The 14,744-nt window shown below is 40.9% G+C and carries 11 protein-coding genes; 7 read left to right on the forward strand and 4 right to left on the reverse strand.

Annotated features, from left to right (window positions below; genetic code table 11):
- The first annotated feature begins 71 nt into the window (after nucleotides 1-71).
- From JWP71_RS11030 to JWP71_RS11045, 4 genes are all read left to right on the forward strand, one after another.
- Nucleotides 72-1,679, forward strand: a complete 1,608-nt coding sequence (locus JWP71_RS11030) for an NADH-quinone oxidoreductase subunit M (RefSeq protein ID WP_299499740.1) — start codon at nucleotides 72-74, stop codon at nucleotides 1,677-1,679.
- Nucleotide 1,680: 1 nt separating this feature from the next.
- Entirely contained in the window at nucleotides 1,681-3,180 is a 1,500-nt protein-coding gene (locus tag JWP71_RS11035) for an NADH-quinone oxidoreductase subunit N (RefSeq protein ID WP_299499742.1), read from the forward strand.
- 106 nt (nucleotides 3,181-3,286) lie between these two features.
- On the forward strand, nucleotides 3,287-4,594 hold the full coding sequence (locus tag JWP71_RS11040) for an ammonium transporter (protein ID WP_299499745.1): 1,308 nt from the start codon (nucleotides 3,287-3,289) through the stop codon (nucleotides 4,592-4,594).
- 219 nt (nucleotides 4,595-4,813) lie between these two features.
- On the forward strand, nucleotides 4,814-6,721 hold the full coding sequence (locus JWP71_RS11045) for a class II glutamine amidotransferase (protein ID WP_299499748.1): 1,908 nt from the start codon (nucleotides 4,814-4,816) through the stop codon (nucleotides 6,719-6,721).
- Between the two features lie 133 nt (nucleotides 6,722-6,854).
- On the opposite strand, the gene JWP71_RS11050 is transcribed toward JWP71_RS11045, so the two are convergent.
- Nucleotides 6,855-7,508, reverse strand: a complete 654-nt coding sequence (locus JWP71_RS11050; RefSeq protein WP_299499750.1) for a LysE family transporter — start codon at nucleotides 7,506-7,508, stop codon at nucleotides 6,855-6,857.
- A 165-nt stretch (nucleotides 7,509-7,673) separates the two neighbouring features.
- Between JWP71_RS11050 and JWP71_RS11055 the strand changes: the two genes are divergently transcribed.
- On the forward strand, nucleotides 7,674-9,290 hold the full coding sequence (locus JWP71_RS11055; RefSeq protein WP_299499752.1) for an MFS transporter: 1,617 nt from the start codon (nucleotides 7,674-7,676) through the stop codon (nucleotides 9,288-9,290).
- Nucleotides 9,291-9,382: 92 nt separating this feature from the next.
- Nucleotides 9,383-9,850, forward strand: a complete 468-nt coding sequence (locus JWP71_RS11060) for a dCMP deaminase family protein (protein WP_299499753.1) — start codon at nucleotides 9,383-9,385, stop codon at nucleotides 9,848-9,850.
- A 93-nt stretch (nucleotides 9,851-9,943) separates the two neighbouring features.
- Here JWP71_RS11060 and cmk read toward each other — a convergent pair whose 3' ends face one another.
- Nucleotides 9,944-10,618 (reverse strand): (d)CMP kinase, encoded by a 675-nt coding sequence (cmk, locus tag JWP71_RS11065; protein ID WP_299499755.1) that lies wholly within the window; start codon nucleotides 10,616-10,618, stop codon nucleotides 9,944-9,946.
- 222 nt (nucleotides 10,619-10,840) lie between these two features.
- Here cmk and arfB point away from each other — a divergent pair, with 222 nt between their 5' ends.
- The gene (gene arfB / locus JWP71_RS11070) at nucleotides 10,841-11,251 is read left to right on the forward strand and encodes an alternative ribosome rescue aminoacyl-tRNA hydrolase ArfB (protein ID WP_299499757.1); all 411 of its coding nucleotides are present in this window, start codon (nucleotides 10,841-10,843) and stop codon (nucleotides 11,249-11,251) included.
- On the opposite strand, the gene JWP71_RS11075 is transcribed toward arfB, so the two are convergent.
- Both JWP71_RS11075 and lon read right to left on the reverse strand, forming a co-directional pair.
- Nucleotides 11,252-12,211 carry a lipid A deacylase LpxR family protein gene (locus tag JWP71_RS11075; protein ID WP_299499759.1) on the reverse strand — a complete coding sequence of 320 codons (960 nt, stop codon included), beginning with the start codon at nucleotides 12,209-12,211 and terminating at the stop codon, nucleotides 11,252-11,254.
- Between the two features lie 47 nt (nucleotides 12,212-12,258).
- On the reverse strand, nucleotides 12,259-14,736 hold the full coding sequence (gene lon / locus JWP71_RS11080; protein ID WP_299499761.1) for an endopeptidase La: 2,478 nt from the start codon (nucleotides 14,734-14,736) through the stop codon (nucleotides 12,259-12,261).
- Between the last annotated feature and the right edge of the window lie 8 nt (nucleotides 14,737-14,744).

Raw genomic sequence — 14,744 nt, forward strand, 5'->3', positions numbered from 1 at the left:
ATGTCTGAAATTTCAAAACGCCAATTCAGGATCTCATATCTCATGTCTCAAATCTCAAATCTCACCAAAGAATGAACTTACTAACCATACTCATATTTATCCCCCTGCTATTCGGACTCATCATCGCATTGATGCCTTCCAACTGGCGCGGTAGTTTTAAATACATTACACTGCTGGCTACATTGGTGCAGTTGTGTATGAGCGTGTGGTTATACCTCAACTTTAAAACGGGCGCGGCTTTTGGCGGTATAGCTACCGAGAGTCAGTTTCAATTTGTTCAAAAACTACCCTGGATAAACCTTAACCTGGGCAGCATGGGCCATATGCAAATGGATTATTTTGTGGGGATAGACGGTATATCCATCACCCTGCTGGTAATGACATCATTGGTATTGGTTATTGCTGCGCTGGCATCCTGGGAAATTAAGAGTAACCTCAAAGGGTTCTTCGTGCTTTTCCTGATATTGGATATGGCAGTACTCGGCGTATTTTGCTCGCTGGATTTTTTCCTGTTCTATATTTTTTACGAATTAATGCTACTGCCATTATACTTCCTGATAGGTATGTGGGGAGGGGCACGGCGCGAGTACGCCGCTATAAAATTCTTCCTATATACCCTGTTCGGTTCAGTATTTATGTTACTGGTGATGATAGGCTTGTACTTGTCGGTTATTGATCCGGCTACCGGCAACCATACTTTTAATATGGTGCAGATGATGAACCCGGCTAATTACGGGCATGATTCAATATTTTCAACATTAAGCCATTATACCTTATTTGGTGTACAGGCACGCACGCTTGGCTTCATTATACTATTTATCGCCTTTGCCATTAAGGTTCCGGTTGTGCCATTGCATACCTGGCTGCCCGACGCGCACGTAGAGGCACCTACCCCGGTATCTATCATTTTAGCGGCTATCTTGCTTAAAATAGGCGGTTACGGAATTATAAGGATATGTTTAGGCATATTCCCCGACGTAGCCGTATCCGGTGCATTTTGGCTGGGCTTGCTGGGTGTTATCTCTATAATATATGGCGCGTTAAACGCGTTGGCTCAGCGCGATCTGAAGCGGGTTATCGCTTATTCGTCTGTATCGCAAATGGGGTTTGTATTGCTGGGCATAGCCTCGCAAACTGCCGAGGGATTAAGCGGGGCGGTAATACAAATGGTGAGCCATGGATTTTTATCAACTATGCTGTTCTTCCTGGCAGGGGTAGTTTATAACAGGGTGCATGACAGGGATATCAGCCATTTTCGCGGATTGGGTACCCTGATGCCAAAATATACCATATTTATAATGATAGCCTTCTTTGCTTCATTGGGCCTGCCGGGGTTTTCTGCATTTATTGCCGAGGCATTCTCATTAACAGGTGCTTTTAAATCGGCATCGGTTAACGGCTTACTACCTTATTGGATGGCGGTTTGCGGCGCAGTTGGTATACTGCTAAGTGCCTGCTATTTTTTATGGACACTGCAACGCATGTTCTTTGGGTCGGTATCATTAAAAGGAGGAGAGGTTTGGAAAACAGCTTTAGCCGACCTGAATGTTCGTGAAATAATTACCCTGTTGCCTTTGGCGATAATAGTGTTAGTTTTAGGCATAATGCCATCGTTGGTTTTTGATAAGATTAATGATTCGGTATTGGCGCTGGTGCAGTTTTTACATGTAAATAAATAATATGCACGATCTGCTACCCTATATACAAGGACAATTAACCCAGATACTGGGCGATATGCACTATTTCGGTCCCGAAATATGCTTGTCCTTGTTGTTTATTGTAGTATTAATTACCGACTTGCTGTTTGGCCGTAACTCTGAAAAATTATGCCGCATTGTAGCATGCGGGGGTGTTATATTGGTAATATCTAAAGATATTTTACAACTGCACCTAATTGGAGACCATAATATATTTCTGTTTAGCGATATGTTGCTGCAGAATCATATATCTTTAATTTTTAGGCTCATTATTGACAGCTCGGCTTTCTTGTTGTTACTGTACTTCGCGTGGGACGAGCCTTTGGCATCGCATACAAAAAAACTTTCCGACCTTTATTCTATAAGTATAGCCGCGATACTTGGCCTTCATTTAATGACGATGGCGGTAAACCTGCTATCGGTTTATTTGGCTATCGAGATGGTATCCATAGCATCATATCTGTTGGTGGCTTATCGTTCAGAAAATGCTTTTAGCACCGAGGCCGGGTTAAAATATGTACTATTCGGCGCGGCGGCATCGGCTATTATGTTATATGGTATATCATTACTTTACGGCTTTACCGGTACGTTGAGTTTGTTCGACCCTAACTTTGTAGCAGGACTTATACAGGTTAATGCAGCAGGCACAACTTTCGCGTTGATATTAGTATTGGTTGGCATAGGCTTTAAATTATCATTTGTACCCCTGCATTTTTGGGTACCCGATGTATACGAAGGCGCGCCAACGCCAATTACCGCGTTCCTGTCTACTGTGCCAAAAATTGCCGCGTTTGGATTGGTGCTTAATTTTTTAACACCATTCTTAATCTCTCCGCAATGGAAAGCATTTGATTTTGGGTTATACCTGTCGGTTATCGGCATTATTACCATGATAGCGGGCAACTTTGCCGCTGTAATGCAAAACAACGTTAAGCGCATGCTGGCTTACTCCAGCATAGGCCATACAGGTTTTGCTTTAATGGCGATAGTTACCTTTACATCACAAGGTATTACGGCCCTGGCTTATTACCTGGCAGTGTATGTTATAGCTAATATTGGCGCGCTGATGCTGGTAACCTATTTCACAAAAATTACCGGATCAGAAGATGTAAATACTTACAAGGGCCTGGGCCTTAAATATCCTGCAGCATCTATATGTTTTATAATTATACTTATATCATTAACCGGGTTACCGGTAACCGCCGGCTTTACGGGGAAATTATTAGTGTTCTCTGCGGTTTATAGTGTTTACCAGGCAAATCATAATATCTGGTTGCTGTTATTAACCATAACCGGGGCGCTTACTACGGTGGTATCTTTATTTTACTACATTAAAATTCCGCTTAATTTATTTTTGAAACGGACAGAAAATACCGCAGAACCAATAGCGCAGTCTGCTTATATCTTAGTTTTTGCCGTAATTATATCCATAATACTGGTATTGTTAGGTATTTTCCCTAATTGGCTCATCAAATTCTTATAAAAGGAATCGTTGTATATCTTTTTAATAAAAAATTAACGTTTATTTCATTTTATTATGATTTAAATCATAATTTCAGGCGTTTTTTAAATTATTCTTAAACAATTCCATGAAGCGCTATTTTCCTTTTTTTATTATCCTTTGCATTTTAGTATTAACCTTTATTTTCCCTTCCGTCGAGTTTAAAAACACGGGCACATCACATTTTAACACTGGCGATATTGCCTGGATGCTCATGTCGACAGCCCTGGTTTTAATTATGACCCCCGGCCTTGCGTTTTTTTATGGCGGTATGGTAAATAAGAAAAACGTAATATCAACTATGCTGCAAAGTGTGGTTTGTATGGTTATCATCACCGTAATGTGGGGCATATTTGGTTTTAGCCTTGCCTTCGGCGATAGTTTTCATGGTATAATAGGCAACCCCGCAACTTACTTTATGATGAAGGGTATGCTTGGCGATTCGACCTGGAAACTGGCGCCAACTATCCCTCTGCTATTATTTGCCATGTACCAGTTAAAATTCGCTATTATAACCCCGGCATTAATAACAGGAGCTTTTGCAGAGCGTATTCGCTTTAACTCGTACATTATATTTTTATGCCTATTCAGCATATTTATTTTCTCGCCGTTGGCACATTGTACCTGGCACCCCGATGGCTTATTGGCCAAATTAGGTGTGCTTGATTTTGCAGGGGGCACGGTAGTGCATATGTCGGCAGGATGGGCGGCTTTGGCATCGGCACTATATTTAAAAAAGCGAAACGAACCCAGCCATGCGCCCGCCCGCATTACCTATGTGTTAATAGGCACGGGGCTTTTGTGGTTCGGTTGGTTTGGGTTCAACGCGGGCTCGGCATTTGGGGCAAACCAATTAGCGGTTACAGCTTTAGCTACCAGTACAAGCGCATCGGCAGCAGCCGGCTTAACCTGGATATTTTTTGATATGTTAAAGGGTCGTAAACCGTCAGCCATGGGTACTTGTATAGGTGCTGTAGTTGGGTTAGTTGCTATTACACCTGCGGCTGGTTATGTATCTATCCCGCATTCATTGGCAATAGGTATTATTTCGGCCATAATAAGTAATTTGGTTGTAGAGTGGCGCACCCGCACTTCAATAGATGATACGCTGGACGTATTTCCTTGTCACGGTGTTGGCGGTATGGTGGGTATGTTGCTTACCGGTGTGTTTGCCAATAAAAACGTCAATCCGGCCAATACTACCGGAAATGGCTTGTTTTTCGGAGAGCATCACTTGTTTTTTGTACAGTTATTTGCCTTGGTCATAGTTTCTATCTATGCTTTTTTTGGCTCACTGCTGCTGCTTAAAATTACCGATATGATATCACCGTTACGTGTTTCGAAAGAAGACGAGGTAATTGGTCTGGATATTAGCCAGCACGGCGAAAGATTATAAAATCAACTTTTCCAATTTATAAACCAAAGTTGAGGGCCGGCTAATTTGCCGGCCTTTTTTAACTTATTACATTTGACAACTTTTTAAAAGTTGTCAAATCTTTAGCTTGCTTATGTAATGGATAGGTTATGATATTATTAATTTTTAATACGAATTAATGACAATTCATTTAGTTATACTTTATAATAAAATTATAACTTTGCCGGCTCATCATCAATCATGAGCGATCAGATTAAACATGAATGCGGTGTGGCATTTATCCGTCTTTTAAAGCCACTATCTTTTTATCAGAAAAAATACGGCACTGCGCTGTATGGCTTAAACAAGCTTTATCTTTTAATGGAAAAACAACACAACCGGGGCCAGGATGGCGCTGGAGTTGCTACTATTAAATTGGATATTGCCCCGGGTAAGCGATACATAAGCAGGCACCGATCCATGGCATCAAATGCGGTGGCTGATATATTTGAATATATTCAGAAAAAATTTGCTGACATACAGAAGGAGACGCCCGAAAGAATGGCTGATGCAGAATGGCTCAAAGAAAACGTTAGTTTTACCGGCGAAGTTTTATTGGGTCATTTACGTTATGGTACGCATGGCAAAAACAGTATTGAAAGCTGCCACCCGTTTTTAAGGCAAAACAACTGGATGACACGTAACCTGGTTATTGCAGGTAACTTTAACATGACCAATGTTGATGAGCTGTTACAACAGCTATATGACCTGGGCCAGCATCCAAAAGAAAAAGCCGATACCATTACAGTGCTTGAAAAAATGGGTCATTTTATTGATACCGAGAACCAGGGCCTATTTGACCAATACAAACGTGAGGGATTAGACGATAACGTAGAGATAAGCAAGCTGATAGCCAATGATATGGATGTAGCTAAAATTCTGCGTAAATCTGCCAGGAACTGGGATGGTGGTTATACCATTGCTGGTATGTTGGGCCACGGTGACGCGTTTGTAATGCGCGACCCGGTTGGTATACGCCCTGCTTATTATTATTATAACGATGAAATTGTAGTGGCTGCTTCAGAGCGTCCTGCTATACAAACTGCTTTTAATATCCCTATTGATGATATTAAAGAAATACGCCCCGGCCATGCTTTAATTGTAAAAAAGAATGGCAAGATAACCGAGGATATGTTTAGCGAGCCGTTGGAAAAGAAAGCATGCTCTTTTGAGCGTATCTATTTTTCGAGGGGGAGCGACGCGTCTATCTATCGCGAGCGTAAACAATTAGGCAGGCTGCTTTGCCCGCAAATATTAAACGCGGTTGATAATGATATAAAAAATACCGTATTCTCTTACATACCAAACACTGCCGAAGTTGCCTTTTATGGCATGGTAGAAGGGGTACATAAGTACATTAAAAAATACCAGCGCGACAGACTGCTTAACCGCGAGGATAAAATAAGCGAAGAAGAGTTAACCGAGGTATTATGTCTTGCGCCACGTGTTGAAAAAATAGCCATTAAGGATGTTAAGCTGCGCACCTTTATAACCCAGGACGCCGACCGCAGCGAAATGGTAGCGCATGTATATGATACTACTTATGGCCTTATAAAAAATGGCGCAGATACGCTTGTTGTACTGGATGATTCTATTGTTAGGGGTACAACGCTTAAGCAAAGTATATTGAAAATTCTGGATCGTTTGGGTCCTAAAAAAATTGTAGTGGTTTCATCGGCCCCGCAAATTCGATATCCTGATTGTTATGGCATTGATATGTCGCGTATGGGCGAGTTTGTTGCTTTTGAAGCAGCCATCAGCTTGCTAAAAGAACAAGGAAAAGAAGCTGTTATAGCCGACGTTTATAAAAAATGCAATGATAGTGCCGCCTTGCCTAAAGAAGAGGTGGTAAACTACGTAAAAGCTATTTATGAGCCTTTTACAGATCAGCAGATCTCAGACCGTATAGCAAAGATCATTACACCAAAAGAGATAAACTGCGAGGTTGAAGTGATCTATCAAACTTTAGATAACCTGCATAAAGCTTGCCCTGACCATACCGGCGATTGGTATTTCTCCGGAGATTACCCTACCCCGGGCGGTAATAAAGTAGTTAACCGCGCTTTCGTTAACTGGATGGAAGGTAAGAACCAACGGGCTTATATGTAATATTGAGGTAAAAGGATTCTTAGAGGTAAAAGGAATAAAGGTAAAAGGCGAAAGGTGTTTAACATTTCGCCTTTTGTTATTTGTATTATTCCCAGAAAAACCTTTCCCCTTTCACCTTTTACCTTTTACCTCCCTACCCCGCAGGCGCTGCAAAAACGTAATGCGTAACCAGCTTATCCACCAATATTAATGATGCAATAATTAAAGCTATCCCGGCCACTTCGTTAAGGCGATGTACAAACTTTTCGGATATCTTGTCGCGCAGTTTGTTAGCATAAAATGCTTTGGTGGTATCCAGCCCAAATTGCACAATTAATATAGTTAAAAACATAATGGCAATTTTAAATGCGCGGTGGTGCACGCCATTATGGTAAATGGTACTTGCGGTACCAATAACAGTTATCCAATGGAATAAAATAGCAGGATTAAAAATGCACAGCAAAAATCCCTTTAAAAAATACCCGGTGCGTTTAAGGCCGGTAGGGGCTACATTAGTGTAATTTACTTTGGCCTTCTTGAAAATATAGCGGATGCCCACTACAAATAATATAATACTGCCTACAACGCCGGCAATGGTTTTTGTTTGGGCTGATACCTCAAATAATTGCGAACCAAAAAGTATGGTACCTACAAATACAACGTCACTACTTACCACACCCAACGCCAGGAAAACGCCCGCGTGGAAGCCCCTTTCTATGCTGGTTTTAATTAAAGCAAAAAATACAGGGCCTGTTAAAAACGTTAGCACAATCCCAATTCCTATGCCCGAAATAACAGCTTCTATCATTAATATAGCCTTGAGTCAGTTTTAAAGAATGCGAATATGCGATTTTTATCTCTTAAATAAAGAAACTTAATGTTGTGTCTCTATTAATTTAAATAGTATAATGAAAATTATAAAAAATGGATTATGTTAGTACTTTAAAACCAAATTCATCAACCTAAAATAAAAATGGAACAAAAACAAACAAAAAATTATGGTTCGGCACTATATACGCTGGTTACCGTATTTTTTTTCTGGGGCTTTTTAGCCGCTTCAAACGGTATATTTATACCTTTTTGCAAAACTCACTTTCATTTAACCCAGTTCGAGTCGCAGTTAATTGATTTTACTTTTTATGGCGGATATTTTATCGGCTCATTAATATTGTACTTTGCTTCGCAGATAAGCAAGACCGATATTTTAAATAAATTGGGCTACAAAAATGGTATAATCATGGGCTTGGTTGTATCAGCATGTGGTGCGTTGTTAATGATACCTGCTGTTGCCGCTGGTTCGTACGCGCTTGTTTTGTCGGCCATATTTGTTATTACCGTTGGTTTCTCCTTACAACAAACCTCGGCAAATCCGTTTGTGGTTGCGTTGGGCCCGTCAGAAACCGGCTCTAACCGTTTAAATTTTGCAGGCAGTATAAATAATATTGGCGCCTTATTGGGCCCTGCTGTTATCAGTATTGTGCTATTTGGGTCGGCAAGCAGCCATATCGCGCCTGCCGATGTTAAAATATCATCTATTGATAATTTGTATTACATATTTGCAGGCTTGTTATTAGCCGTAGCATTATTTTTCTGGCTATCAAAATTACCGGTAGTTACCAGCGACGAGAAATTCGAGAACAGTAAAAGACCGGGGCTGCCAATTATTATTATGTGTATTGGATTTTTAATTATCCTGGCTGCTGATCCTTTGGTGAGCATGACAGGTATACCAAAATCAGTTTTCATTTATTCGGCATTAGCACTTATCATTTTAACCTTAATAAGTTCGCTATTATCGGCACAGAAAAAAAGCGAAGGCTGGGGCGCTATGCAATATCCGCAGTTAATTTTAGGTATGATAGCCATATTTACTTACGTAGGTACAGAGGTTACTATACAAAGTAATATGGGCGCTTTACTTAAAACTCCGTTGTTTGGTGGTTTTAAAGATTCAGAAATAGCACCTTATATTTCGCTTTATTGGGGTAGCTTAATGATAGGTAGGTTTACAGGTGCTATAGGTGCGTTCAACTTGTCAAAAATGACAAAAAATATTTTAACTGTTGTAGTTCCTTTTGTGGCATTTGGTATAGTATTACTGGTAAACCGGTCAACAGTAGCCGATGTTAGTACGCTGTTTGTTTATTCAATAAGTATTTCAATATTGGTTGTAGCATTTTTCATCGGCCAGCAAAAACCGGTGCGCACCCTGGTTACTTTTGGTATACTGGGCGTAATATTTATGCTGATAGGTTTATTTTCAACCGGTATGGTAGCCGTATTCTCTTTTATTAGCGGTGGTTTATGCTGCTCTATTATGTGGCCGTCAATCTTCTCTTTATCTATCACAGGTTTAGGTAAGTATACAGGGCAAGGTTCGGCATTTTTAATTATGATGATATTAGGTGGTTCAATTATACCGCCGGTACAAGGCTTTATGGCCGATACTATTGGTATACATCAATCATACCTCGTTCCGGTTATTGGCTTTGCCTACATTGTATTCTTCGCGTGGAAAGTGCGTGTCGAGCTAATCAAGCAAGGCATCAACATAGACCATGTGCAACTTGAAAAAAGCGGCGGGCACTAATTTTTAGTCATTAGTCACTGGTCATTAGTAATTGTTAGATTTTTATAATTTACTGTTACTAATGACTAATGACACAATGACGAATGACAACTATGAAACCATCTTTCGATACCATCTTTATGAAACTGGCTACCGACCTGGCTCTGCGCTCGCATTGCGTAAAGGCTCATGTTGGTGCGGTTTTAACACGCGATACGCGTATTATATCCATAGGCTATAACGGCCCGCCTGCAGGCACGCATAACTGTGATGAAGAGTGGCCGGATGTTGGTTGTGCGCGCGACTCGAAGGGCAGTTGCTCGCTTGCTTTGCATGCCGAAGAGAACGCCATACTATACGCCGTTAAAAGCGGTGCCAAGCTGGAAGGTGCTACGTTGTATACAACATTGTCTCCGTGTATAGCCTGTGCACGGTTAATATTCTCTGCCGGTATTAAACAAGTTTTTTTTAATAAATCATACGCCCAATACAAAGGCATAGCCAGCGATGAAGGGGTTGATTTTTTAAATAAGTTTGGGGTGCCTACGGTGAGGCTGTCCGAACACGATTCGATAGATTAATACGATTATAATGATTGTATCGTGTATATAGTAAGTTTCGCTTGTCTAAGGCGGCCCGCAATCTTTTAAATCCTAAAAATCAATAAATAGTTTTCAGACAAGTAACGGCTCAACCCTATCCAGCGCAAATTGCAATTGTTCAACAGGTGTCAAATCTGTATTATCTAATATAATAGCATCATCCGCGCGTGTTAGGGGACTTTCTTTGCGGGTAGTATCGGCATAATCACGGTGGGCAAGGTTTTCAAATACTTCTTCAAGGGTGATGGTAGGGTTGGTTGGCAAAAGCTCTTTATACCGCCTTTCTGCACGTATTTTAGGGTCGGCTGTCATAAATAGTTTTATCTGTGCATGCGGGAAAACTACAGTGCCAATATCGCGGCCATCCATCACAATATTTTTTGATTTGCCCATGCGCTGCTGTTGGCACACCATTTCTGCACGTACTTCGTGGATTGCAGCCACGGCACTTACCTTGTCTGACACAGGCATCTGACGGATTTCTTCTGATACTTCCTCGTCATTTAGCGTAATGTGTGTCTGATAATCGCGCGAGTGAAAGTTGAGGTGAATGTTTTTTAAAGCTTCGGCAATTTGAACATGATCGCTCATATCAATATTATTGCGTAAAAAGTACAATGCCACAGCGCGGTACATTGCCCCGCTGTCTACATAGATAAAATGAAGTTTTTTTGCCAGGGCCTTAGCTAAAGTGCTTTTTCCGCACGATGAATAACCATCAATAGCTACTACAATATTACTGCTCATGTATAACAAAGTTATAAAAAATTGTGAGTGGTTGATTAGGTGAGTAGTTGATTTTGTTGACAAATACACAACTATTAGCAACAGATTGAATAAATAGGCAGCGCGGGCTTTAGCCCTTATCTGTTCCTCAGCCAACGGATAGAAAAGCCATTTAATAAGGCTTTAGCCAAACTCAAACCATTCACTCAATCCAACTTAATTAACTAATAACTAACTTTGACCATGAATTTTTCTAAGACCGAATTACAAAAAGAAACCTTTTACAAAACATCACGCAGTGGGGGTAAGGGCGGGCAAAACGTAAATAAGGTATCAAGCAAAGTAGAGCTGTTGTTTTCTGTTAATGATTCGGCTTTGTTTAGTGAGGAGGAGAAACAGTTGCTTAACCAAAAACTACAATCCCGTTTTAACAAAGATGGCTATGTGCAGGTAATTTGTGATGAAGAACGCAGCCAATATCTAAACAAAGAAAAAGCTTTGGAGCGATTGGTGGGTTTATTAATCCGCTCATTACAGGTACCCAAAATACGCAAGTCTACCAAACCCAGCAAAAAAGCGAAAGCCGAGCGCCTGGATAATAAAAAAATACAGTCGGTTAAGAAAGAAGGCCGGAAAAGAAATTTCGAGATCTAATTAAAAACGGTAGATAGCAGTCATCGAACCCCATTGATGGGTATAAATCATCAGTTTTGTATCGCGCGAATGAAATATGGCCGAAAAATCCAACACCCAACGATCGGTGGTATAAGTTAAACCTAATTCATTACTAAACATTAGCGGCTCTGGTACGCCTACTACCTCTTCGCTACCCGGTTGGTTATGTTTTTCAAATAAACCACCCTGCACGGTTGCATCATAACCTACATAGTTAAGCTGGGGCTTATAATAAAAGAAAAATTCGTGCCGATGTAATGGGGTAATACGCTTGGCTGCAATAGCGGTGCTTTGTGTGCTGGCCGAATTAAATAATTGATTAAAATTACCAAACCTAAACAACGGACCCACGCCTGCACCCGTAAAACCGGTACCTAAATTGCCATAGGCACTTACAGACATATCCACCAATGCGCCCCTTGCTACCAATTTATTATATTCGGCAGAGAGATTGAGTTCTAAGTCGTTTTTTATTTGATACTGCCAACCACTTATATGATAAAAACCAAAAGCATTGTGAACAAACTCTTGCGCAGTTTGCCCGCCCGATGCCGGGCCAACAACGCCTAATTGCGCGCCTAACTTTAGGTTGCTTTCGTTTTTATAAAGTAAATTTAGGGTAGAGCCTACATAGAGGTAACCGGCAAATGGCCGGTCTACATACTTAGCAGCGAGTATCATGCCGGTTTGGGGGTTAAATATTTTTTGGCCCATCTCCAACCCGAATATTTTATTCTGAAGATGGGTGCTATCATTATCTTTAACTTTTAAAGCATGGCGGTAGTACAAAAATATGCCATCGGTATAATAATTATCACCGCCACGTGCCAGGTACGAATCATTATCCGTTTGGATGCCAAACTCATTACGTTGTGTTTGCGCGAAGGCGCAGGTTGTTGTAATGACAAAAAGCAGTACTAAAAATAATTTTCGGTTCATTCGTTAGTAGCCGCTATGTGATATAATAAATGGAAAAAATATTTTAATTAATTATTTGCTTTAATATCTGTTTTAACTGTTAAGTCAAGCGGCTCATTAACTTTTTCATCCAACAGCGCCAGGTTAATAACTTCGCGCATACTGGTTACATAATGAAACTGCAAATCTCTGATATAGCTTTCCTTTATCTCCAAAATATCTTTTTTATTTGATTTGCATAGAATGATCTCTTTAATATTGGCGCGTTTGGCAGCCAGTATTTTTTCTTTTAAACCACCTACCGGTAATACACGGCCCCGCAAAGTAATTTCGCCTGTCATAGCTAAATGTGGTTTAACTTTGCGCTGTGTAAATGCAGAAGTTAACGCGGTTAACATGGTAATACCTGCCGATGGGCCATCCTTAGGTGTAGCACCTGCCGGAACGTGTACATGCACGTCCCACTGTTCAAACAGTTTCGGGTGGATATTGAAATAGCCGGCGTGCGCGCGTAAGTAGGCTAACGCTATAGTTGCCGATTCTTTCATTACATCACCTAAACTACCTGTTAAAGTTAAATGCCCTTTACCTGGGCTTAGGCTGGCTTCAATAAACAATATGTCGCCGCCTACCGATGTCCAGGCAAGGCCGGTTACTACTCCGGCTACGTCGTTGCCTTCGTATAGGTCCTTGTCAAATATGGGTGCACCTAATATGGTTTCAACATCCTTTTTGCTTACTATAGCGTTGTAGGTCTCTTCCAGTGCTATTTTTTTTGCAATACCGCGCACTACCGAGCCTATCTTTTTCTCCAATCCACGCACGCCCGACTCGCGGGTATAATCTTCTATCAGTTTCTCTATCACATCAGGTTTTATAGTGATATCTTTTAATTTCAGGCCGTGTGCATCGCGTTGTTTTGGCAATAGGTGCTGTTTGGATATCTCAACTTTTTCCTCGATGGTATAACCGTTCACTTCGATGATCTCCATGCGGTCAAGCAAGGCCGGCTGTATGTTGCTTAATGAGTTGGCTGTCGCGATGAACATTACGTTAGAAAGGTCGAAATCCATCTCTACATAATGGTCATAAAAGGTACTGTTTTGTTCGGGATCCAACACTTCCAATAAAGCCGATGATGGGTCGCCCCTGAAATCATTGCCCACCTTATCTATTTCATCCAAAATAAATACCGGATTAGCCGCACCTGCTTTTTTAACAGATTGTATAATACGCCCGGGCATAGCGCCAATATAGGTTTTACGGTGGCCGCGAATCTCGGCCTCATCACGTATGCCGCCTAAAGCCATACGCACATATTTGCGTCCTAAAGCTTTGGCAATTGATTTACCCAACGATGTTTTACCAACTCCCGGAGGGCCAACCAAACAAAGTATAGGCGCTTTCATGTTGTGTTTTAGCTTTAATACAGCCAAATATTCAATAATACGGTGCTTCACCTTATCTAAACCGAAGTGGTCCTTATCCAACACCTTTTGGGCGCGTTTAAGGTCGAAGTTATCTTTAGTAAATTCGTTCCAGGGCAGGTCAAGCAATAGCTCGAGGTAGTTTATTTGTACAGAATAATCAGCAGCGGCAGGGTTGGTGCGTACCAGCTTTTCAACCTCTTTATCAAAATGCGTTTTAACCTCAACGTTCCATTTCTTTTTGGCGCCGCGCTGGCGCAGGTTGTCAATTTCCAGGTCGGGCGATGTTCCGCCCAATTCTTCCTGTATAGTTTTAATTTGCTGATTTAAAAAGTAATCCCGCTGCTGTTTATCAAGGTCAACACGCACCCGGGTTTGTATCTGGTTCTTTAATTCAAGTAATTGCAGCTCCATGGTTAAATGCTCCAAAACCAGGTTAGCCATATCGCGGCGATTGGTTACTTCCAGCAGCTTTTGTTTGGCCATCATATCGGCATTCATGTTTGATGATATGAAATTCATCAAAAACGAAGTGCTTTCAATATTACGGATAGCTATACCGGCCTCGCTTGGGATATTTGGCGAAAGCTGTATGATATTCATAGCCATATCCTTAATAGAGGATATCATGGCCTTAAACTCTTTATCTTCTTTTGATCTTTTTACCTCCTTAAAAGGCTCAATAGTAGCTTTTATATAAGGCTCGCTTTGTACTTCTTCTTTTAAGTAAAAGCGTTTTTTACCCTGTAGTATAACGGTTGTATTACCATCAGGCATTTGCAGCATTTTTATAATTAAAGCTACAGTGCCTATTGTATTTAACTGACTAAAGCTTGGGTCTTCAATAGCTACATCTTTTTGTGATACTACACCTATCATGCGGCTACCTTTATTGGCATCACGTATTAATTTGATGGACTTGTCTCTGCCAACCGTAATGGGAATAACCACGCCCGGAAAAAGCACAGTATTACGCAACGGCAGTATAGGTAAAAACTCAGGTACCTGCTCGTTATTCATTTCTTCCTCATCCTCTGAGGACATCAGAGGGAAAAATTCAGAATCTTCATTTATCACTGGCAAAACATTTTTAAAATCAAAGGGGTCAAAACTCATCAAATACTTTA

Origin of the sequence: Mucilaginibacter sp. (assembly GCF_028287845.1) — a bacterium.
Taxonomy (GTDB): Bacteria; Bacteroidota; Bacteroidia; order Sphingobacteriales; family Sphingobacteriaceae; genus Mucilaginibacter.